Origin of the sequence: Pseudoalteromonas sp. NSLLW24, from assembly GCF_015864725.1 — a bacterium.
GTDB classification, from domain to species: domain Bacteria; phylum Pseudomonadota; class Gammaproteobacteria; order Enterobacterales; family Alteromonadaceae; genus Pseudoalteromonas; species Pseudoalteromonas arctica.
The window spans coordinates 252,058-274,235 of record NZ_JADYWQ010000005.1 but is presented as its reverse complement, the minus strand read 5'-3'; the positions used below and the strand labels follow the sequence as shown (position 1 = coordinate 274,235).

Genomic DNA, 22,178 nt, shown 5'->3' with positions numbered 1-22,178 from the left:
TATTTTTGCAAAATATAAACAGGGTTGTTCCGTGACGCGAAAAATACTAATAGTTGAAGATACACCTGCAATGGCGCGAGTGCAAAAGCACATCGCGCTTAAAGCAGGCTATGAAGTTGATATAGCAGAGTCATTAGCACAAACAAAAGAGCTTATAAGTAAAAATAGCTACTTTTGCGCTGTAGTTGACTTTATATTACCTGATGCCCCATCAGGTGAAGCAGTACCCTGCACTGTTAATGCTGATATTCCAACGATTGTAATGACGGGCAATATTGATAAAAAAACTCGCGACACCGTAGAAAAATACCCAATCATCGATTACATCATTAAAGAAAACAAACAAGCTTACCAATACCTAGAAAAACAATTACACCGCTTACCTCGCAATGAAAACGTAAAAGTACTCGTTGTTGATGATTCTAAATCGACTCGCCGATACATTTGCAGCTTGTTAGTTCGTCACAAATATCAAATTATTGAAGCACAAGACGGACAAGAAGCATTAAAGATGCTCGAAAATTCACCCGACATTTCAGTCATCATTACTGATAACGAAATGCCAAACATGAATGGTGATGAGTTATGTAGCGAAATTCGCCGCTTATATAGCAACGACGAAAAAGCCATTATTGGTATTTCGGGCTCTGACTCTTTAGGGCTTTCTAGTTTATTTTTAAAAAATGGCGCAAACGATTATTTACATAAACCTTTTAATAGTGAAGAGTTTTACTGCAGGCTTAGCCAAAACGTCGATATGCTAGAGCAAATAGCCACAATTAAACGCCAAGCCAACACCGATTACCTAACTAATCTACCTAATCGTCGTTACTTTTTTGAAGAAACAAGCAAATCACTTAAAAATATTAAAAATAAGCAATGTTCAGGAGCGCTAGCCATGCTTGATATTGACCATTTTAAAATAATTAATGACACTCACGGGCATGATGTAGGCGACGAAGTATTAAAAGGGCTCTCCATTTGCTTTAGTAAATATTTTAAAAAGTATTTAGTGGCCCGCTTAGGTGGTGAAGAGTTTGCCGTTTACTTTGCAAATGCGGATAAACAAGAAGCACTAAAAAGACTTGAAGGTTTTAGGTACTTTATAGAGGCGAACAGCCAAGAGTTTAGTAAAGAAAAAATCAAATTTACTATATCTATTGGTTTTGCAGATGGGCCTGTTTATCAAATTGATGAATTATTAAAACAGGCCGATTTAAAGCTTTACGACGCTAAAGAATCTGGTCGTAATAAAGTAGTTAGCTAACAGCTCTATTAGGTTAATTATACTTCTGCGGCTGTAATAGCCGCTTTTTTACGTTTGCGTGATTGATGGTAAGAGTCCCAACTAAAAATAGCTAGCGCACTCCAAATACATGCAAACGTTACTAATCTCTCAGCGTCAAACACTTCACCGTAAAACACCACTGCCAATATAAACATTAGGCTTGGCCCAATATACTGAAAAAAGCCTAATGTAGTGTATTGCAAACGCTTAGCGGCGCCGGTAAAACACAGCAATGGTAATGTAGTTACAATACCTGCACTAATCAGTAATGCATTAGTATGCCAATCGTTAGCTGGCAGGCTTGATGTTGCTGTAGGCACCATTAACCACCAATAAATGAGTGCAACAGGCAGTAATATAAGTGCTTCGAGTAAAATGCCAGGCAAGGCTTCAACGGGTAGTTTTTTACGTAACAAACCATAAAGCGCAAACGATATAGCTAATGAAAATGCCACTACCGGAAACGAGCCAAAACTAATTAGCTGCAGCACAACACCGGTAAAGGCCAGTGCCACTGCTACACCTTGAAACTTACGCAGGCGTTCACCTAAAAAGAGCATACCCAGTAATACATTTAAAAGAGGGTTTATGTAATAGCCCAAACTCGCATCAAGCATATGGTTATTATTTATAGCCCATATAAATAAACCCCAGTTAAACCCTAGTAATGTTGAGGTAATAACAAGCATAAGCAAAAGCTTAGGCTGAACAATAATGCGTTTAACTTTATCCCAATACTTTAAAACACTTACTACTAGTACTAAAAATACAACCGACCAAACAACCCGATGCATTAAAATTTCAAAGGCAGAAACATGCTGAATTAACTTAAAATATATTGGCGCAAGGCCCCACATAAAAAAAGCAAGACAAGCAAAAATAGCACCTTTACGCTGCTCAGTATCAATCGACATAATAAACACTTAGTGATTTAAAAGGCCGCTAGTTTACTTCCCATACACGTTTTATCCAACTAAATACGTGCCTGTCCCAAAAGCAATTTGAACTGATTGCTCATTATGTAATTCCATTCTGCATACACATACTTTATTACCTGAGCGAATAAGTGTGGCACTCGCTGTAAAGCTCTCTCCTTTACCAGGGCGCAAATAATCAGTGCGCAAGTCGATAGTCCCAAGCGTGGCTAATTTTGTTTGCACACTTGTGATATCTAAATCGGTGAGTTTATCAATCACGCTTGCTGCAGCGAGCATACCGCCTACATTATCAAGTACGGCTGAAATAACACCACCGTGCAGTATTTTTTGCGCAGGGTTACCAATGAGTACATCCTGCCACGGAAATGTAATTTTGGCCTGTTCAGGGCTCAACGACTCAACCGATATTTGTAAAAACTGGTTAAACGGCATGCCATTTACAAATAATGCGCCCACTTGTTCAATTAACATTTCTTTATTCATTATTATTCTCTATGTTTAAACTGGTACGATGAGTAAAGCATAACTTAAGCAAAACTACGAGGCTCTAGTTAAATCATTTACTTAGCAACCTAACTTTAAGAAAGCAGATCTATCTTAATAAGCGGTTTCAACACTACCAGAGTTTAATTTACTTACAATAGAGTTGAGGTTAATACCAATTAGCTTAATTAAGTGATCTATCTGGAGGTAAGAAAATAGTGTCTATAACAAGGCAAAAAACTCGTTATTTAGTTGTTCTATATCAGAAATTTTTAACGCAGCTAGCGTCAGATTTGATCCCTCAAATTGATTAAGTAGTATTGTGGATTGGTATAAGTAACTCAGCTAAAGACATCTCACTAAAAAACCACTAAAATACCCGCCAATGAATACATCAACACCACCTTCTAGCACCCTTGTGCGTAAACCCGAAACTGTCCTCAAACAAGTGTTTGGCTACAGTGAATTTCGCGACGGCCAAAAAACAGTTATTGATGCTGCTATTAACGGCCAAGACTCGCTTGTATTGCTCCCTACTGGTGGCGGAAAATCGGTTTGCTATCAAATACCCGCTTTAGTGCTCGAAGGCGTCACTATTGTTATATCTCCGCTTATTTCGCTAATGCAAGATCAGGTAAGTCAACTACAAGCACTTGGGGTAAAAGCCGCGTACGTAAATAACAGCTTAGCGCGAGAAGAGCAGCAATTGGTGTATCAACAGCTTCATCAGGGGCAAATTAAGCTTTTATATGTGGCACCTGAAAAAGTATTACAACGCGAATTTTTAGAGCGTTTATCGCATTTAAATGTAAGCTTATTTGCCATTGACGAAGCGCATTGTGTGTCGCATTGGGGTCACGATTTTAGGCCTCATTACTTTCGCTTAAACGAATTAAAGCAACGTTTTGCACATGTACCCATGATGGCGCTCACTGCAACTGCCGATAAAGCCACCCGTTTTGATATAGTTGAGCAACTAAAACTACAACAGCCTTATATTCATACTGGCAGCTTTGATCGCCCCAATATTCGCTACACCATAGAAGAAAAATTTAAACCTATGGTGCAACTGCTTCGCTACTTAAAAGAGCAAAAAAGCCAGAGCGGTATTATTTATTGCACTAGCCGTAAACGCGTAGACGACATTGCTGAAAAAATTGCAGATGCAGGGCTAAACGCTGCCGCTTACCATGCAGGTATGAGTAACGAGCAACGACAATTTGTACAAACTGGTTTTGCCCGTGACGATATACAAATAGTGGTCGCAACCGTTGCCTTTGGTATGGGTATAAACAAGCCTAACGTGCGTTTTGTACTGCATTACGATATTCCAAAAAGTATCGAGTCGTACTATCAAGAAACGGGGCGTGCTGGGCGAGATGGACTTGCCGCAGAAGCCATAATGTATTTTGACCCAGCTGATATTGGCCGTGTAAGACGCTTTTTTGAAGACATAGACGACGAACAACGCCGCCGTGTAGAAGAACAACGCTTTAACGCAATGGCAAGCTTTGCCGAAGCACAAACGTGTCGCCGTCAAATATTGCTTAACTATTTTAGTGAATATCAACGCGAACCTTGTGGTAACTGCGATATTTGCTTAAATCCACCTAAAAGCTTTGACGGTACATTGGTTGCCCAACAAGCGCTTTCTTGTGTGTATAGAGCTGACCAGCGCTTTGGTCTTGGGTACATTGTTGAATTACTACGTGGTGCAAATACTAGCCGCATACGCGATAACAATCATCATGAGCTAAGCACTTACGGCATAGGTAAAGATAAAAGCAGTGAATTTTGGCTTAGTATTTTACGCCAGCTTATTCATCAAGGCTTACTTAGCCAAGATATAACGCAAGGTGCGTCACTTAGGTTAACCGAAGCCGCGCGTGCAATTTTAAAAGGTGAGTACGCACTGCAATTAGCCGAGCCACGCCTGCAAGCCAAACACGTTTATCAAGATAAATTAGCACAATTTAATTACGACAAAAAACTGTTTGCTCGCCTGCGCGCACTACGTAAAGAACTTGCTGATGCCGATGATGTACCACCTTATGTGGTATTTAATGATAAAACATTAGCCGAAATGGCGCAGCTTATGCCAACAAACGACAGTGAATTTTTAAAAGTGTCGGGTGTGGGTTTTACTAAGTTAAATAAGTACGGCGGCGAATTTTTAACGGCAATTCGCAATTACCTAGCTACAAATTAAGAATGTTATGACCCAAATAGAATATGACCACGCCCATAAATACATTTTAATTACACCAGTCGAGCCTCCACACGATGAAGACTTTGAACTGTGGAGCACACTCTTTTTACACTCAGACGATGTAACACTCAATGAGTATTCTGCAGGCGCCGATCGCCATCAAGTTCGCTTTACCTATAATCAGCAGACCTTTAATTTAAACTATGAGCATTACAGCCAAAGTATTTGGATTAATGCCGAAGGCCATGAAGCTGAGCACTTATTAGCCGCTTTAGCATTTTATTTAAGTTAGCTTTTAATATCCCGCCCACAGGCGGTTCTAAACCAGGTTGATTATTAACATAAGTGAATATGAGTAACAATTAATTAGTTTCAAAATCCATACCTTTTACTTACATTATAATAACAATGATGTAAGCTGATATTACGATAGTCATTTGCTACGTAGCAGTAAAGAGGTTTAATGGTGAACAAGAAATGGATAGCACAATGTTGTATTAGCTTAACGGTTTTAAGCTTTTATGTGCCTAATGCATTCGCACAACAATCTTCAACGAAAACTGATAACTGCCTTGTAGAACAGACAGATTTAAGCACAAATAAAAACTTACGCCGAGAAGTTCAAGACAAAACAACCCTCACGCACAGTAATAGTAACGCTAAAATAGCCTCAATAAAGCTCAAGCAACTTAATGTATTTAATACTGAGCTTGAAGAGGAAAATAATGCCCTATTCCGATTTGCTAACCGCGCTCATATTCAAACAGAGCCCGATGTCATTAATAACCTTTTATTATTCTCCCCTGGTGACAAGTACGATGCTAAAAAGCTTGCAGAGTCTGAGCGCCTACTTCGTAAAGAAAGCTACTTATATGATGCACAAATTAGTGCAATCGAAAACTGCGACGGTGACGTTAATGTAGAAGTGGTTACCCGTGATTTATGGACACTTTTACCTGAAGTAAACTTTAGCCGTAGCGGCGGAGAAAATAAATCGAGTATAGGTTTTAGAGAATCAAACCTGCTTGGTTGGGGGAAGCGCCTTTCTTTGTCACGCACGACCGACAGCGATCGTAGCGGTTATTTATTTGTTTACGACGATCCTAATATTTTATCTACTCGCTACCGCGGCCGTTTAGAGTACGCTGATAACAGCGATGGCAAGCGCCATTTACTTGAGCTAACCTATCCATTTTACGCGATAGACACCCCTTTTAGTTACGGTATTTTAAGCTATTCTGAGCAGCGCGAAGAGTCACTATATAAACGCGGCGAAGAGTTTAGCGAATTTGATCAAACTACTGATTTAAACCGTGCATTTATAGGACACTCTAAAGCGCTTAATAATAATTGGACCCAACGCTTAACCTTAGGTTATACCGACGAGCAGCATACCTTTGAAGCTATAGACACTACATTTGCACCACTTGCCGATGACAGAAGTTTAAGTTATCCCTTTATAAGCGGCCATTGGTTTGAAGATAACTACATAAAAGTACGCAATTTTGACAGTATATCTCGCACTGAGGATTTAAACTTAGGTTGGAATATTAAAAGCTTAATTGGCTATTCAGACGAATCATTAAGTAATGACGACAGCCGCGCGGTGTATTCTTTTAACTTTAAAAAAGCCCACTTTACTAACGATAATACCTTATGGCGTTTTAGTGCTGATATTGATGGCTATTGGAATAAAGAACAGAAAAAACTCGAAAACTTTATGGCCACCAGCCAAGTACAATATTATTTAAATACCAGTGAAGACCAATCTTGGTATGTTAAAGCCCGCGTGCAATACGCAAAAAACCTTACTGCTGATCAACAGCTTACTTTAGGCGGCGAAACAGGCCTGCGTGGTTACCCTATGGATTATCAACATGGCGACCGCAGCTTTTTAGTTAATCTAGAAAAGCGCTATTACTGGGAGTACGATTTACTACAACTATTTAAAGTGGGTGGCGCAGCTTTTGTAGATGTGGGCAGAGCATGGTTTAACGATAAAGATAATGGCGAAAACGCACATGTATTAAAAAATATAGGCGTGGGTCTTCGTTTAGCACCGAGTCGTGCAAATTCAGGAACCATGATCCACATTGATATTGCCGCCCCAGTTGATAGCTACGATGACGTAGACTCAGTACAGTGGCTAGTAAGCGTTAAAAACACTTTTTAAATAATACAAACACGTTAAACTAATACCAATTGCATTAAATTACATTGTTATGAAAGTTCAGGACCTAATGTGGAAATAATAGAAGTTTTAGAATTGTTTGCATCACAATATAAGTTGGTTGTAACTATAATCGCTATTTTGGTTTTCCCTCTGCTATTAAAAATAACCAAAAAATTACTCGAAAAAGCAATTAAGGGGAAAGTTGATTTACACCGAAAATACCGTGCAGAGCTTTTACTAAAAATTATACTCGCCTTTGTCGTGCTGTGTTTGGTTTTAGTATTTTGGGGTATAGAACTGCGTGGTTTATTGGTTTTAGGCTCTTCTTTATTCGCTATGTTGGGCGTAGCACTTTTTGCCGCTTGGTCATTATTGAGTAATCTCACCGCATTTTTACTAATGTTTATTCAAAACGATTGCCGTGTTGGCTATTGGGTACGAATTATTGATGGTGCGAATCATATTGAAGGCCGCATTGTTGAAATGGGCTTAATGAATGTAGTACTTGAGCATATTGATGGGCACCGCGTAATTTACCCTAACAATTTATTTGTGACACGCCCTGTCATGGTTTTAAATAAAGAACCAAAGCCAACAAAAGCGCCCATTATAAAGCGTATTATTGGCCCTAAAAAAACATAGTTTAAAAAGCAATATCCACAAAAAAGCCGCAGTAAGTAATTACCTACTGCGGCTTTTTAATGCTTAGCTAAACAGAATTTAGTTTAGCTATTAGTTATTTAGTTCTGCTGTTTTAAGCTCGTCATCTAAATCGTTTATCTCGTCAATAAAGTTCTCTAGTTGCTGCTCTACTAAACTATTGTCATTTGCAAAGTAAGCAAGGTGGAATACCGCATCACCTTCATTTACCAATGGCATAGTTTGCTGACCAATAACAATACCGCCTTTAGGCGCTAAAAGCTCAAGCTCAGAGTCACCTAGTGGGCTACTAATATAAGCAAGTACTTGCCCTTTAGTTACATGCTCCCCTAGTGATACTTGTGCACGCACAATGCCATCAACTTCGGCACGTATCCAACTAGTTGAACCTGCAATAATAGGATCTGGTAACTTTTTAGGACGCTTGCCACGGATCATTTTTAAATGACGCATAACATAATCAACACCCTGCACACCTGCCGCAATGGCGATTGGATCAAAACGCAGTGCTTCACCAGCTTCATAGGTTATAACCGGTATACCTAGGTTTGCTGCTTCACTTCGTAATGAGCCATTACGCAATGATGCATCTATAACTGCTGGCGTGCCGAATGCTTTAGCCATTTCAGCGGTTGCTTCATCAGCTAAGTTAGCGCGAATTTGCGGTAAGTTAGTTCGATGAATAGCGCCAGTATGTAAATCAATAATGTGGGTACAATGTATTGCCACTTGATTAAAAAACATATAAGCCATACGCCCAGCAAGTGAGCCACGCTCAGAACCTGGAAAGCTACGATTCATATCGCGTCTGTCTGGTAAGTAACGCGATTTATGAATAAAGCCAAACACATTCACAATAGGCACAGCGATTATTGTACCGCGCAGTTGGCTTGGGTCTATTTTAGCAATTAACTGACGCACAACTTCTACGCCATTTAGCTCATCACCATGAATTGCCGCACACACCATAAGCACAGGACCTTCCATTACACCGTTAACCACTTCAATAGGAATATTAAGTGGTGAATGGGTATAAAGTTTAGCTGCCTCTAAGGCAAGTGTTTTACGCTCGCCTACGCCTACACTCTCTCCTAATAAGGAAAAAGGACGGTTAATTTTAACCTTTGCCACGTGTTGCCGTTCCTTTACTTGAAGCATTTTTTTCGATGAAATCAATCACCATGCCTGCAATGTCTTTACCTGTTGCTATTTCAATGCCCTCTAAACCTGGTGATGAGTTTACTTCCATCACAAGTGGTCCACGAGATGAGCGAAGTAAATCAACTCCCGCTACGTTCAAGCCCATTGATTTAGCCGCCGCTACTGCCGTTTTACGTTCTTCTGGAGTAATACGAACTAATGTAGCACTACCGCCACGGTGAAGGTTAGAACGGAACTCACCTTCTTGTGCTTGGCGCTTCATAGCTGCTATTACTTTATCGCCTAATACGAAACAACGTATATCGGCACCACCCGCTTCTTTAATGTATTCCTGAACCATAATATTAGCTTTTAAGCCCATAAATGCTTCAATAACGCTTTCTGCCGCTTTGCGTGTTTCAGCAAGTACAACACCAATGCCTTGTGTGCCTTCAAGTAATTTAATTACAACAGGTGCACCGCCTACCATTTCTAGTAAGTCTTTTACATCATCTGGTTTGCTAGCAAAACCTGTTACTGGCATACCAACGCCTTTGCGCGAAAGTAACTGAAGTGAGCGTAATTTATCGCGCGAACGAGAAATAGCGACTGATTCATTTACAGGGTAAACACCCATCATTTCAAACTGACGAAGTACCGAACAGCCATAAAATGTAACCGATGCACCAATACGCGGGACGATTGCGTCAAATTCTTTTAAGTTTTCACCGCGATAGTGAATTTCTGGTTGCTCAGAGTTTATATTCATATAACAGCGCAATGCATCAATCACTTTAACTTCGTGACCGCGTGCCTCTGCCGCCTCAATTAAGCGACGCGTTGAATATAATTTTCTGTTGCGAGATAAAATACCGATTTTCATAGTTAAACCTTACGACCTAATAGTTGAGATAAAGCCGGGTCAACGACTATACGATTTTCCATGGCTGTACGCCCTAATAACATTCTAAACTTCATTGTTGCACGGCTTGTTAAAGTAAGCTCGATAGGCCAGCTGTGCTCGCCTGCATGCAATGTAGTTTCTATAAAGTAACGTAACTCTTTTTGCCCACTTGAGCTGGTTACGTACTTCATTTTTTTAACTTTTGCATTGCAAGTGACTTGTGTTTGCTCATCATCTTGCAGTGGCTGGGCCGTAAATTTAACCCATTTTTCTGAGTCAACTTCGTATTCTTCAATGTTAATTGCATGAATACATGAAGTGCGAGCGCCAGTATCAATTTTTGCTTTTATCTCGTTAATACCAAGCCCAGGTAAACTTAACCACTCACGCCAACCAACTGTGATCTTTGCTGTCATAAATGTGCCCTTAATAAAAAAGTGACTTATACGCTACAGGTAAAAAAACACCAACGAAATAAATTTATCTAGTCGATTAGTAAATTAAATTGATCTTTTTAAACAACTGGTCACACAATGCACGCCTTGCTGAATAGTACTTTATGCCACTTTACTCAGCCCAAAGGCTCTGCATATATTTTGCTATTTAAGCTTAACTTATTAAAAATAAAGGTAAGTTTAAAATACTTAAGTAGATACACTATAGTTAACGGTATTAAAAATACACTATTATGAGAAATAATTATGATTAATGGTTTACTACATGCACTTGTACTTGATGGACAAGGCGGCGCTCGCCCTATTGAAAGCACTAATGAGCTAAATAGCTGGCAACCAAGCCACGGAAAACTTTGGGTGCACATGGACTATAGCCAAAGCGAGGCTGTTGAGTGGCTCAAGGCACAGCCTCATTTAAACGATTACGAATTAGAGTCCTTAATTGCTGATGAAACACGCCCGCGAATTACATCAACGACTAACGGACATATGTTATTTTTACGTGGTGTAAATTTAAATCCAGCACAAAGCCCTGAAGACATGGTTTCAATTCGTTTATTTATTAGCGAAGACATTCTTATTACTACCCGCAAGCGTCGTTTATTATCGGTGCAGGATACGCTCACCTGTTTAAATGAAAATAATGGCCCATGCAATATTTCTGAGCTAGTATGCTCTATTACACAAAAATTAACCTCACGTATGCAAAGCGTTATTGACTCACTAGATGAAACACTCGACGAATTTGAAGAAGAAATAGATGAACCAAGTAAAAAGTTTGATAACCAAGGTTTATCACAGTTGCGCCGTCAAACAATTGCCTTAAAGCGTTATTTAAAACCGCAAAAAGAAGCCCTTAGCTCAATGGTAAATAATCACTACCCGTGGCTGTTAGATGACGATAAAGCAAAATTAAACGAAACAACAAACTTACTTATTCGTTATTTAGAGGAGCTTGATAGCTCTATTGAACGTGCGCAAATCATTCAGCAAACAATCACTAACCAAGTGTCTGAGCAATTAAATCAGCGTATGTATGTAATGTCGGTTGTAGCTGCATTGTTTTTACCTTTAGGCTTTTTAACCGGCCTGTTAGGCGTAAACGTAGGAGGTATTCCGGGTACCGAAAGCCCTTATGCATTTAGTGCTTTTGTCATATTTTTAATTGTGCTTACTGGCGGTATTGGTGTGTATTTTAAAAATAAAAAATGGCTATAAATTAAAGCAATTTTAGTATGGCCACTCAATTGAGTGGCCATGATTGAGTAGCTAATTAGTTAGTTTCTCGGGTATAACTAACATTTGTCATCGTTACTTTAGATTCTGTAATCCCTAAATCTTCAAAGCACTCTTTGAAAGAATCCGAATTACCCGATTCCCCACACTCATCCAATGTATCAGGGTCTTGTGATTGTAGGTAATTACCAAATTTAAAGTATGACTCTGAGTCATCTTCTACAGGTATACCAAATGAGCGACCTAGTGCGCTAACATCAACATCGCCATAATTATTTTCAACACGTAGAGTAAACGAGCCACCACTAGTAATAGTACCAAGGGCAAATTTTTCTTCGTTACCGCTTGTATTTCGCAGACGAACATAAACGTCAAAAATGCCATTTCCAGCTACACTGTCATCAAATCCAGATTCATCTGTATCTGAAACATACACTTTAGAAATTGTCCCGGTATCGCTAGCATGGTGCTGAGAGATAATTGTTTTACCACCATCTGACATTTCAACTTTTACAGTTGCCTCAAAAACCTCATAGGTTTCGGTCATTGCAACACGTGCACTTTCTTTAACTTTATATTCATGACGCCAGCCATTCCCGTTTGGAGTGATATGACGCGCTTCTAAAGGAACAAACTCCAAAGTATCGCTATTTACTAATGGATGAGGATCATTACCTTCAAGATCAAAAATACTACCGTTGGTGATGTTACTCGCTATACCAGAGCCACTACCCGTATCACCGCCGCCAGTATCACCACCTGTGTCTCCACCGCCAGAAGAACTACCCTTAGTTAACGAAAAGTCATCAAAACGAACATCGCTTGAACTCTTATCATGCTTAGCAAATACTTGTAGTGAACCAGTGTTAACCGTGGTGAAAGTTTTAGATACTTTTGTCCATGAAGAAACATTGAATTTCTCACTTTTAAACAAACCATTAAGATCATTGATCCCGATTTGCCCCTTACCGAGTACATAGGCACTTAACGTGTACTGAGTATTTCGATCTACATCTACATTTTGATAAACACGCCCTGGGCTACCTTGTATTTTCAGTGATTTAGAGCCTTTATACGAATCTGAAGATAGCGCTGCAGGCTCTGTTTCATTCCAATTACTCCAGCCACCTTCAAAACCTGAATTTTCAATCGAGGCAGCGTGCGCAAAAGAAGTACTTGCAGCAACTGCAGAGCAAATAAGTAACTTTTTAAATTTAACCATTATTTTTATTCCTTTAAACCTGAATAATAAGCAACCTTACAGCTTAGCTTGGCGATAAAAACCAAACCTAGATCGCATCATGTAAACAGACTTTTAAACCCAAAAAATTGGTAACAACAAAAAAAAGAATTTGAAAAGAAAAAATCTCTAAATTGGTATTACCAAAACCATCACCTAACCGGCAAAACAAGGCTATATTTTTTGTTACCAATATGTCAACAAGTTAATTGTTACCATGAAAACTATAAAACCTCTAAAGGGATACATTTAAAATACAAAAAAACACATTAAAAATAATAGGATAAAAACGTATTGATTTCTATTTACACTATGTAATAAATTTTAAATTTAATAAAATAGTAGTACCTAAAATAAAAACCACTATTACCAATATTTAACGCAAAACTTAATGCCTTATGAATAAACAGCGTTATTTCCTGATAAAATTGTTACCAAAACAGACTGGTAATACCTGTTAAATTTAATTTAACTTTAGTTATAAAGATAAATTTGAATGACTAAAATTTAAAAATACGCGCTTATATAATTTAAAATTTCAAAATATTAGTGCAAATAAATAATTAAAAGTAAATTTTATATGTGAGATTAACCTTTCAAATTAATAGGTGATGATGAAATTGAAATGCTAAACAGGTACTAATTTTGAGATTTCTTTGGAGTGAGTAACACTTTATTGTCTACATGGATAAAGGTGAGGGGCGTGAGCAGAACGCGGAAGCTGCGCTCGGTTAACTTATTCTTACATGGATGTAAGCAAGTAGAATAACTCAGGATCAGTTATGGAGCCCACTAGGCTACAAACCTAATGCTGCTATTAAATTTTCCTGGCTTGAAAAAATTTTAATCCTGAAAGGTCAACAGACCCTAGGGCACTTTTTTGACTAATAAATCCGCCTCTAAATTAAGCAAGTTTGAATCATGTAAAATTAGCACTCCCTAATTCGAGACACAAAAAAGCGAGTACTTTTACAATACTCGCTTTCAAATTAATAAATCTAGACTCTAGTTAGCTGCATTACTCTTGAAAGTAAGTACCCCAACCATCGTACTCAACTTCGCACTCAACGGCTAGTTGCGCTAGCTTATCAACGTCTTCCATAATAACGTCTACGTCTAGCTCAGCTTCAACTACAATGTCAAAGCTCCAAATTTTGTTACCGTCTTCAAGCTCAAGCTCTGCTGGTTCTTCAACATCGTAACCCAATTTAAAAGCAGCAAGTGCAGCTTGCTCTAACTTAGGAAAGTCTTCACACACAAAGTGGTGCTCTACTTCATAAAGTATTTCAGGGTCTGACCCATCTTCAAGTAGTGAACTTACGATGTCTTCACTTATTTCACGCCAGTTTTCCATTATTTTTCTCTCACTTGAGCATCTAATTCAGTTATTTTAGCAGCCATAATGCTATGCACGCTTTTAGCATGCTCACGCGCGCTAATTTCTTTATCAAGCGATATAGGCGCTAACATTTCGATGTGAATTGTACCATTATCCCAACGATTTAGCTTAATGGTTTTATGTGTTGTATTCATACATACCGGAATTATGGGTACATCTGCGCTCATTGCGGTGTGAAACGCGCCAGTTTTAAACGGCAATAAACCTCTTCCGTAACTTCGTGTACCTTCAGGAAACATCCATACAGATAAGCCATTCTTCTTAATTTTTTCGGCTGCTTTTGAAATAGTTCCCGCCGCTTTGGAGCGATTAGATCTGTCTATTAATATATTACCCGACAACCAATAAAGCTGACCAAAAAATGGGATCCACTTTAAGCTCTTTTTACCCAAACTTACGCAGTTTTTTGGCACCATTGCTGGCACTGTAAATAAGTCGTAGCTATTTTGATGATTAGCAACATAAACTGCAGGACCTGGATCAACTGCATCTTTATGACGTGTTAGAACTAGCTTAACGCCAACCATTTTAGCCATTGAGCCAAACCAACCCGCTATAATATGTACATTATTAGGGTGAAATGGTCTTACAATCGAAAGTAATAAACCAAAAATACAACTGAATAATATAAACAGCAGCATAATAAAAACGCGTATAACAGCTAGCAAATGGGCTTCTCCAAAAATGAATTATAATTATTATAGCGTTATTTTGTGACACAAACGAGTCAATAGCGCACAAGTGTACGCTGAAATATTTAAGCTCTTTATTTTAAAACAAAAACGGCCTGCAAATGCAGACCGTTTTTATTTATACAAAAAAGTAATTGGCTACTCTTCGCTAATAACGTCTATTGGTTCATCATCTTGAGGAGTTAGCTCAACAACGGCTTCGTCAACACGCTGTAAGCCACGCGGTAGTTTATTACCCCTACGTCCTCGCTCACCATGATAATGCTCTAAATCACTTGGTTTAAGTGTTAGTTTACGCTTACCAGCATGAAGCGTAACACTGCTTCCTAGTGGTACAACAGCAAGCACTTTTACAAACTCTTCACGGGCTTGTACTTTAGCACCTGGTATAGAGATGATTTTATTACCTTTACCCTTACCTAATTTTGGTAAGTCTCGCAGCGGGAATAAAAGCATTCGACCTTCGTTAGAAATAGCCATACAGTAATCGCTAGCAACATCGTTCACTCTAATAGGAGAAAGTAATATTCCACCTTTAGGGACACTTACGAGCGCTTTACCGTTTTTATTTTTACTAACTAAGTCTTTAAAGTCGGTAATAAAGCCGTAACCTGCATCTGACGCCATAAGCAATACTTGCTCGTCTTCACTCATTACCACGTGCTCAAAATTAGCGCCTGGTGTTAAGTTAAAACGACCTGTCATTGGCTCCCCTTGGCTACGCGCCGAAGGTAGACTGTGCGCATCAGTTGCAAACGCCCGCCCTGCTGAATCTAAAAATACCGCAGGTTGATTACTCTTACCACGAGCAGAGGCTCTAAAGCCGTCACCTGAGCGATAATTTAAGCCTTGTACATCTAAGTCATGACCTTTACCAACGCGTGCCCAGCCTTTGTCTGATAGCACAACAGTAACTGACTCTGACGGAATTAAATCTTTTTCGTTAAGTGCTTTCGCTTCTGAGCGCTCAATCACTGGTGAGCGACGATCGTCACCATACATTTCAGCGGCTTCTTGAATTTCTTTTTTAAGCAGTGTCGACATACGACGTTCTGAGCCCAAAATTTGCGCTAATTTATCACGCTCTTTGGCCAGTTCGTCTTGCTCACCACGAATTTTAAACTCTTCAAGCTTGGCTAAATGACGAAGTTTTAATTCTAAAATTGCTTCTGCTTGTGTATCAGTTAAATCAAAGCGCTCCATTAATACAGGCTTTGGTTTATCTTCGCTGCGAATTATCTCAATCACTTCATCAATATTTAAAAAGGCGGCTAGCAAACCCTCTAAAATATGTAGACGTGCTAATACTTTATCTAAACGATACTGCAAACGACGACGCACTGTTTCGCGTCTAAATATTAGCCACTCACTTAAAATACAGCGTAAATCTTTAACTTGCGGGCGGCCATCGAGGCCTAGCATGTTTAAGTTTACTCGGTAATTTTTTTCAAGATCGGTGGTTGCAAATAAGTGCGCCATTAATGGCTCAGCTTTAATGCGGTTTGAGCGCGGAATAATTACAATGCGTGTTGGATTTTCGTGATCTGACTCGTCACGTAAATCGGCAATCATTGGTAATTTTTTAGCGTTCATTTGCGCTGCAATTTGCTCAAGTACTTTACCACCAGAACATTGATGCGGCAGCGCTGTAATAACAATATCGCCATGCTCTTCGGTATAAACCGCACGCATTTTGATAGACCCACGACCGGTTTTATATATTTTATGAATATCGGCTTTTGGGGTAATTATTTCAGCATCTGTTGGGTAATCTGGTGCATGTACAAGCTCAAGTAATTCTTCAAGCTCTGTTTTTGGTTTATCAAGTAATAAACAACATGCACTAGCCACCTCACGTACGTTATGTGGCGGAATATCGGTTGCCATACCTACGGCAATACCCGTTATACCGTTTAGTAAAATATGCGGTAAACGAGAAGGCAGCACAACAGGTTCATCCATTGTGCCATCAAAGTTTGGTGTCCAATCGACGGTGCCTTGGCCAAGCTCTTTTAATAGTACTTCTGAAAACTTAGATAAACGCGCTTCGGTATAACGCATTGCTGCAAACGATTTAGGGTCATCTGCCGCACCCCAGTTTCCTTGTCCATCTACCAAAGGGTAGCGGTAAGAAAACGGCTGCGCCATTAATACCATCGCTTCGTAACATGCACTGTCGCCGTGTGGATGGTACTTACCAAGCACGTCACCCACTGTACGGGCTGATTTTTTGTACTTAGCGTTAGCCGACAAACCCAGTTCGCTCATCGCATAAATAATACGACGCTGTACTGGTTTTAAACCATCACCTACATGCGGTAAGGCGCGGTCCATGATCACGTACATGGAATAATTTAAATAGGCGTCTTCGGTAAAACGCCCCATTGTTTGTTGCTCAATTCCTTGCATTAGCAAGGTATCTGTATCACTCATTAAAGCTTACCTAGTTTTTCTTATAGCTTACACGGTAGATTACATTGGCGTAATCATCGCTTACTAACAGACTGCCGTCACCTAATTCTGCAAATGCAACAGGGCGTCCAAATGTTGTTTCGTCTTTCATAAAGCCAGTAATAAATGGCGTATATTTAGTTACGCGACCTACTTCAATTGTTGCTAGCCCTACTTTATAACCTGACTTTTTAGAACGGTTCCATGAGCCATGTTCAGCAACAAATAATTGTTGCTTATAGCTTGCTGGAAATTGCTTACCGTTATAAAAATGAATGCCCAGTGGCGCTACATGCGCAGCAAGTGCAAGAGCTGGCGACGTGTAATCGGCAATATTTTTACCTTCACCAAACTCAGGGTCAATAATTGCACCGGCATGAACATACGGAAAACCAAAATGCTCACCTTCTTGCGTTGCACGGTTTAACTCATCAGGCGGAATATCATCGCCCATCATGTCGCGACCGTTATCACTAAACCATAAAGCTTGAGTAGCTGGATGAAAATCAAAACCGACGGTGTTTCTAACGCCCTTGGCTATTGTTTTTATTTGTTTTGTTTCTACATTAAGCGCAAAAATACGACCAAAACGTTCATCCTCAGCACAAATATTACACGGTACACCCACCGGAATGATTAGCTCGCCCGTTGGTGCAAAACGTAAAAATTTCCAACCATGATGACGCTCGCTCGGTAATGCGTCATAAACCACATCAAATTTTGGATCTTTTAATTGGGTATCAATATTTTTAAAGCGAATAATACGATGTACTTCGCCTACGTATAAATCGCCATCTTTAATTGCTATGCCAGAGGGCATGTTTAGGCCTTTAGCCACAACAATTTTTTTATCTGCTACGCCATCGCTATTATGATCAATAAGCGCATATACGTTGCCCGCTTTGCGAGAGCCAACATACACAATACCTTTTTTTGAAACAGCTATTTGACGTGCATTTTCTACATCATTTGCAAATAAGCTTATTTCAAATCCCGGTGCGACTGTGAGCTTATCGAGTATTTTTTTCGCCATTACAGGAGCGGTAGTCAGCCCAAGTAACAGCAAACTTCCTAGTAGTTTTTTCATTCGCCTCTCCTAGTGTTAAGCACAGGTAATTAAACGAGTGCCTTGTTACCATGATCTTCTAACCATTGACGACGATCAGGCGATCGTTTCTTAGCAAGTAGCATATCCATCATTTCCATGGTTTCTACTTCTTCATCAAGCGTAAGCTGCACTAAACGTCGTGTATTTGGATCCATCGTGGTTTCACGTAGTTGTAACGGGTTCATTTCACCCAGACCTTTGAATCGTTGTACGTTTACTTTTCCGCGTTTTTTCTCGGCTTCTATGCGCGCCAAAATAGCGGTTTTTTCTTGCTCATCAAGTGCGTAATAAACTTCTTTACCAATATCGATTCTAAATAATGGCGGCATTGCTACATACACATGCCCTGTTTTTACTAACTCAGGGAAATGGCGAACAAACAGTGCACATAATAGTGTTGCGATGTGTAGTCCATCCGAGTCAGCATCGGCTAATATACAAATTTTATTGTAGCGTAATGCCGACATATCGGTTGATTCTGGATCAATACCCAGCGCCACTGAAATATCGTGTACTTCTTGTGATGCTAGTATTTGGCCTGACTCAACTTCCCAGGTATTCAAAATTTTACCACGTAGCGGCATGATAGCCTGAAATTCACGGTCTCTTGCTTGTTTAGCAGAGCCACCAGCAGAATCACCTTCCACTAAAAACAATTCGGTACGGTCGTTATCAGCAGCGCTACAATCGGTAAGTTTACCCGGTAAAGCAGGACCTGCAGTAACACGTTTACGCACTACTTTTTTAGCTGCACGCAAGCGAGTTTGTGCATTTGAAATACATAACTCAGCTAATAATTCTGCGGTATCAGTATGTTCATTCAACCATAAACTAAACGAGTCTTTTACAACCCCCGATACAAACGCAGAACAGGAGCGTGATGATAGTTTTTCTTTTGTTTGACCGGCAAATTGAGGGTCTTGCATTTTAACCGATAACACGTAACTACAACGATCCCAAATGTCATCAGGAGTTAATTTCACACCACGAGGGAGTAAGTTTCTAAACTCACAAAATTCACGCATTGCTTCAAGCAAGCCTTGGCGTAAACCATTTACATGCGTACCACCTTGCGCGGTAGGAATAAGGTTTACGTAGCTTTCAGCTATTGATTCACCACCTTCTGGTAGCCATACAACAGCCCAGTCAGCGCCTTCAATTGAACTTTTAAATTCGCCAACAAATGGGTCTTGCGGTAATGTTTCAAAACCTTTAATTGCTTCAACTAAATAGTCTTTTAAGCCTGTTTCATAAAACCATTCTTGGGTTTCTTTTGTTTGCTTATTAACAAACTTAATTCGCAGTCCTGGGCACAAAACTGCTTTGGCTTTTAATAAATGATTAAGCTTGGTAATTGAGTAGTTTGGTGAATCAAAGTAGCTAACATCAGCCCAAAAACGAACCGTAGTGCCGGTGTTACGCTTACCGACTGTACCAATTACGTTTAAGTCTTCTACTTTATCGCCGCTTTCAAATGCCATTCTAAATTGCTGAGCGTCGCGCCTTACTGTTACTTCTACACGCGTAGATAACGCATTTACTACCGAAATACCTACGCCGTGTAAACCACCCGAAAATTGATAGTTTTTATTAGAAAACTTACCACCGGCGTGTAATTTAGTGAAGATCAATTCAACCCCAGGGATACCTTCTTCTGGGTGAATATCAATAGGCATACCACGCCCGTCATCACTTACTTCAAGCGAATTGTCTTCGTGGAGTATTACGTCGATACGAGTAGCATGACCCGCCATAGCTTCATCGACACTGTTATCGATAACCTCTTGGCCTAAATGATTGGGACGTGTTGTATCTGTGTACATCCCTGGGCGTCGTTTTACCGGATCTAATCCATTAAGTACTTCAATGGCTTCGGCGTTATAATTTTGATCACTCATAGTTTTTATCTTTATATCCGCTAAGGCTCTAATACGTTTTACTAGTTTTATTGTTATATGCGCTAAAGCGTTAATATAGTAACTAACCTCAGTTCAGGCTAACTAGTTTTACGTGATTTTAAGAAAATCTACAATACTTGCAAAGGTGCGTTCAAATTCAACGTAGCTATGATCGCCACCAAATTCTATCAATTGCTTGCATTGCGAATAATATTTTACTGCGTGTTGAAAGTTCAACACTTCATCGCCTGTTTGCTGTAATAAGTACAGTAACTCAGGGTATGCTAATTTATCTACAGCGAGTAATTTAAGTGCCTCAATATGGCTGTTATTTAAATCGTAATGATAATCTTGATACGGATTATAATTAGGTCCAAGTAACGACTGTAATAAATTATAGGGTGCGACCGCGGGATTAATAACCACTGCAGGAATTTGATAACGCTGCGATAAATACGTGGCAAAAAAACCACCTAACGAGCTACCTAATAAAACGGTATTTGGCGTTAGTAATTGTTCAAGCTCAATTATAGCTTGTAGGGGCTCGTGGTTTAAGTTCGGTACACAATAATCAACGTCATAGTTTGCCATAAGCTCACCAAAGCGCACAGCTTTATATGATTTTTGTGAACTATTAAAGCCATGAATATAAATTACGCGTTTAGCCATACTACTTCCGTTTTTACTTCTACTTTATCTTTTTTACTCTTTATATTTAGCGTTCTGTAAGCTGGTCCCGCATTTTTTTGCTCCCACTGTGAAGTGTGCTTTACAAACTGTATTGAGCTGGCTGGGGTCGCATATATGGGCAGCCCTCTAAAGCTTTGTTCGTAATCATTGTGCACATGCCCATGAAAAAGCGCAGATACATTATTACTATTAACTAAGATATTTAAAAGCTGTGGGCCATTTTCTAATAAGTGTTTATCAAGGTAGCCGTTTATTGGCAGCGGATTATGATGACAAAATATAACTTTACTATTATTCGAGTTGACTAAAGCGTCCGTTACTTCATCTAAATGCGTGCCAGTAACCCATCCTGCGGGCGTGGGCCCTTTAGAATTAATAAGAAGTAGCTCAATCCCATTAGCAATAATATGTTTAGCCGAATTTATTTGCCCACCACTTATGCGATTAAGCATTGCTAGTTCATCATGATTACCTGGCACCCAAAATACAGGACAAGTAATGTCACTGGCATTTATAAGTTCACTAAATAATAAGTACGATTCAAAACTATGATCTTGTGTTAAATCGCCACCAAAAATAATACAGTCTATTGATTGCTTAGCTATGTGCGCCAAAGCTTGTTCAAAATGAGCTGCAGTATTTACATTAAAGTACTCACCGCTTTTGTCTGCAAATAAATGGCTGTCGGTAATATGCGCAATGCACAAAGATGATTTATCAAATGTATATGTATCATCAAACCAAGCCATTATTTACATCCCAATTTAATGTTGCTTGCCCGTGCTCTACACAGGCCACTAACCAGTCGTATAAAAAAGCATTAAGTTGATACTTTTCATCTTTTTGATGCATTTTAGGGTTAGGGTATCCATAAGATGGTTTTATGCGTTGATGGTAATCGTGGTGAACAATTTCAGCCACTTTGGCATCGTGATACATGCGTACCGTTAAATACAGTGGCGTAATCCCTTTAACCATTCCTGTTAGCTGCTTAATTGAAATATCCATGGTGTATTTTGCGCTGCCATCAATTTTTGTAGCAAACTCACTGTTGCCAAGTTTTACTTCACGGATGCTTCCTATATTGCGCTCGCTCGGTAACAACTTTAATAGTCGCACATAGTTATGCTCACAAAGTGTTAAATACTTTGGGAGGCTCTGAATATATCGCTTTGTTGCTAATTGTGCTGTCAAAGTACCACCATAATATTAGT

At 39.4% G+C, this 22,178-nt stretch carries 20 protein-coding genes; 6 read left to right on the top strand and 14 right to left on the bottom strand.

Going from position 1 to position 22,178, the window contains the following annotated elements; all coding sequences use genetic code 11:
• The first annotated feature begins 31 nt into the window (after window positions 1-31).
• Window positions 32-1,267 (top strand): GGDEF domain-containing response regulator, encoded by a 1,236-nt coding sequence (locus I6E72_RS07585; protein ID WP_197111677.1) that lies wholly within the window; start codon window positions 32-34, stop codon window positions 1,265-1,267.
• A gap of 17 nt (window positions 1,268-1,284) precedes the next feature.
• Here I6E72_RS07585 and rarD read toward each other — a convergent pair whose 3' ends face one another.
• Entirely contained in the window at window positions 1,285-2,202 is a 918-nt protein-coding gene (gene rarD, locus I6E72_RS07580) for an EamA family transporter RarD (protein ID WP_101216526.1), read from the bottom strand.
• 51 nt (window positions 2,203-2,253) lie between these two features.
• Window positions 2,254-2,709 (bottom strand): thioesterase family protein, encoded by a 456-nt coding sequence (locus I6E72_RS07575; protein WP_024596241.1) that lies wholly within the window; start codon window positions 2,707-2,709, stop codon window positions 2,254-2,256.
• 385 nt (window positions 2,710-3,094) lie between these two features.
• Here I6E72_RS07575 and recQ point away from each other — a divergent pair, with 385 nt between their 5' ends.
• The 4 genes from recQ to I6E72_RS07555 all read left to right on the top strand — a co-directional run bounded on the left by recQ (window position 3,095) and on the right by I6E72_RS07555 (window position 7,733).
• On the top strand, window positions 3,095-4,918 hold the full coding sequence (gene recQ / locus I6E72_RS07570; protein WP_010553279.1) for a DNA helicase RecQ: 1,824 nt from the start codon (window positions 3,095-3,097) through the stop codon (window positions 4,916-4,918).
• A 7-nt stretch (window positions 4,919-4,925) separates the two neighbouring features.
• A complete protein-coding gene (locus I6E72_RS07565; RefSeq protein WP_007583724.1) occupies window positions 4,926-5,210 on the top strand; it encodes a DUF3630 family protein in 285 nt (94 codons plus the stop codon).
• 171 nt (window positions 5,211-5,381) lie between these two features.
• Window positions 5,382-7,091: a ShlB/FhaC/HecB family hemolysin secretion/activation protein gene (locus I6E72_RS07560; protein ID WP_024609055.1), complete on the top strand. Its 1,710-nt coding sequence runs from the start codon at window positions 5,382-5,384 to the stop codon at window positions 7,089-7,091.
• A 69-nt stretch (window positions 7,092-7,160) separates the two neighbouring features.
• Window positions 7,161-7,733, top strand: a complete 573-nt coding sequence (locus I6E72_RS07555) for a mechanosensitive ion channel domain-containing protein (RefSeq protein ID WP_197111674.1) — start codon at window positions 7,161-7,163, stop codon at window positions 7,731-7,733.
• A gap of 90 nt (window positions 7,734-7,823) precedes the next feature.
• On the opposite strand, the gene I6E72_RS07550 is transcribed toward I6E72_RS07555, so the two are convergent.
• Genes I6E72_RS07550 through I6E72_RS07540 form a run of 3 tightly spaced genes read right to left on the bottom strand, consistent with a single transcriptional unit; the run spans window position 7,824 to window position 10,211 of the window.
• Window positions 7,824-8,882 carry a succinylglutamate desuccinylase/aspartoacylase family protein gene (locus tag I6E72_RS07550; protein ID WP_007585786.1) on the bottom strand — a complete coding sequence of 353 codons (1,059 nt, stop codon included), beginning with the start codon at window positions 8,880-8,882 and terminating at the stop codon, window positions 7,824-7,826.
• On the bottom strand, window positions 8,869-9,774 hold the full coding sequence (gene rimK, locus I6E72_RS07545) for a 30S ribosomal protein S6--L-glutamate ligase (RefSeq protein WP_002961977.1): 906 nt from the start codon (window positions 9,772-9,774) through the stop codon (window positions 8,869-8,871). Before rimK ends, I6E72_RS07550 begins: the two co-directional genes overlap by 14 nt.
• Before the next feature lie 2 nt (window positions 9,775-9,776).
• Entirely contained in the window at window positions 9,777-10,211 is a 435-nt protein-coding gene (locus I6E72_RS07540; protein ID WP_007585784.1) for an ATP-dependent zinc protease family protein, read from the bottom strand.
• A 285-nt stretch (window positions 10,212-10,496) separates the two neighbouring features.
• Here I6E72_RS07540 and I6E72_RS07535 point away from each other — a divergent pair, with 285 nt between their 5' ends.
• Entirely contained in the window at window positions 10,497-11,468 is a 972-nt protein-coding gene (locus tag I6E72_RS07535; protein ID WP_197111672.1) for a zinc transporter ZntB, read from the top strand.
• Between the two features lie 55 nt (window positions 11,469-11,523).
• Here I6E72_RS07535 and I6E72_RS07530 read toward each other — a convergent pair whose 3' ends face one another.
• The 9 genes from I6E72_RS07530 to I6E72_RS07490 form a co-directional block, all read right to left on the bottom strand.
• A complete protein-coding gene (locus I6E72_RS07530) occupies window positions 11,524-12,708 on the bottom strand; it encodes a polysaccharide lyase family 7 protein (protein ID WP_197111670.1) in 1,185 nt (394 codons plus the stop codon).
• Between the two features lie 1,036 nt (window positions 12,709-13,744).
• Window positions 13,745-14,080, bottom strand: coding sequence for a ribonuclease E inhibitor RraB (rraB, locus tag I6E72_RS07525; protein WP_007585369.1), 336 nt, complete (start codon window positions 14,078-14,080; stop codon window positions 13,745-13,747).
• A complete protein-coding gene (locus I6E72_RS07520) occupies window positions 14,080-14,793 on the bottom strand; it encodes a 1-acylglycerol-3-phosphate O-acyltransferase (RefSeq protein WP_197111668.1) in 714 nt (237 codons plus the stop codon). The genes rraB and I6E72_RS07520 overlap by 1 nt, the downstream gene beginning before the upstream one ends.
• A gap of 162 nt (window positions 14,794-14,955) precedes the next feature.
• Entirely contained in the window at window positions 14,956-17,250 is a 2,295-nt protein-coding gene (parC, locus tag I6E72_RS07515; protein ID WP_010553285.1) for a DNA topoisomerase IV subunit A, read from the bottom strand.
• A gap of 10 nt (window positions 17,251-17,260) precedes the next feature.
• On the bottom strand, window positions 17,261-18,355 hold the full coding sequence (locus tag I6E72_RS07510; RefSeq protein ID WP_197111666.1) for a PQQ-dependent sugar dehydrogenase: 1,095 nt from the start codon (window positions 18,353-18,355) through the stop codon (window positions 17,261-17,263).
• A gap of 29 nt (window positions 18,356-18,384) precedes the next feature.
• Window positions 18,385-20,274 carry a DNA topoisomerase IV subunit B gene (gene parE, locus I6E72_RS07505; protein WP_010553287.1) on the bottom strand — a complete coding sequence of 630 codons (1,890 nt, stop codon included), beginning with the start codon at window positions 20,272-20,274 and terminating at the stop codon, window positions 18,385-18,387.
• A 108-nt stretch (window positions 20,275-20,382) separates the two neighbouring features.
• The gene (locus tag I6E72_RS07500) at window positions 20,383-20,943 is read right to left on the bottom strand and encodes a YqiA/YcfP family alpha/beta fold hydrolase (protein WP_007585377.1); all 561 of its coding nucleotides are present in this window, start codon (window positions 20,941-20,943) and stop codon (window positions 20,383-20,385) included.
• Window positions 20,928-21,713, bottom strand: a complete 786-nt coding sequence (locus I6E72_RS07495) for a metallophosphoesterase (protein WP_101226491.1) — start codon at window positions 21,711-21,713, stop codon at window positions 20,928-20,930. The genes I6E72_RS07500 and I6E72_RS07495 overlap by 16 nt, the downstream gene beginning before the upstream one ends.
• Window positions 21,700-22,158 carry a DUF1249 domain-containing protein gene (locus tag I6E72_RS07490; RefSeq protein WP_007585381.1) on the bottom strand — a complete coding sequence of 153 codons (459 nt, stop codon included), beginning with the start codon at window positions 22,156-22,158 and terminating at the stop codon, window positions 21,700-21,702. Before I6E72_RS07490 ends, I6E72_RS07495 begins: the two co-directional genes overlap by 14 nt.
• Window positions 22,159-22,178 lie beyond the last annotated feature (20 nt).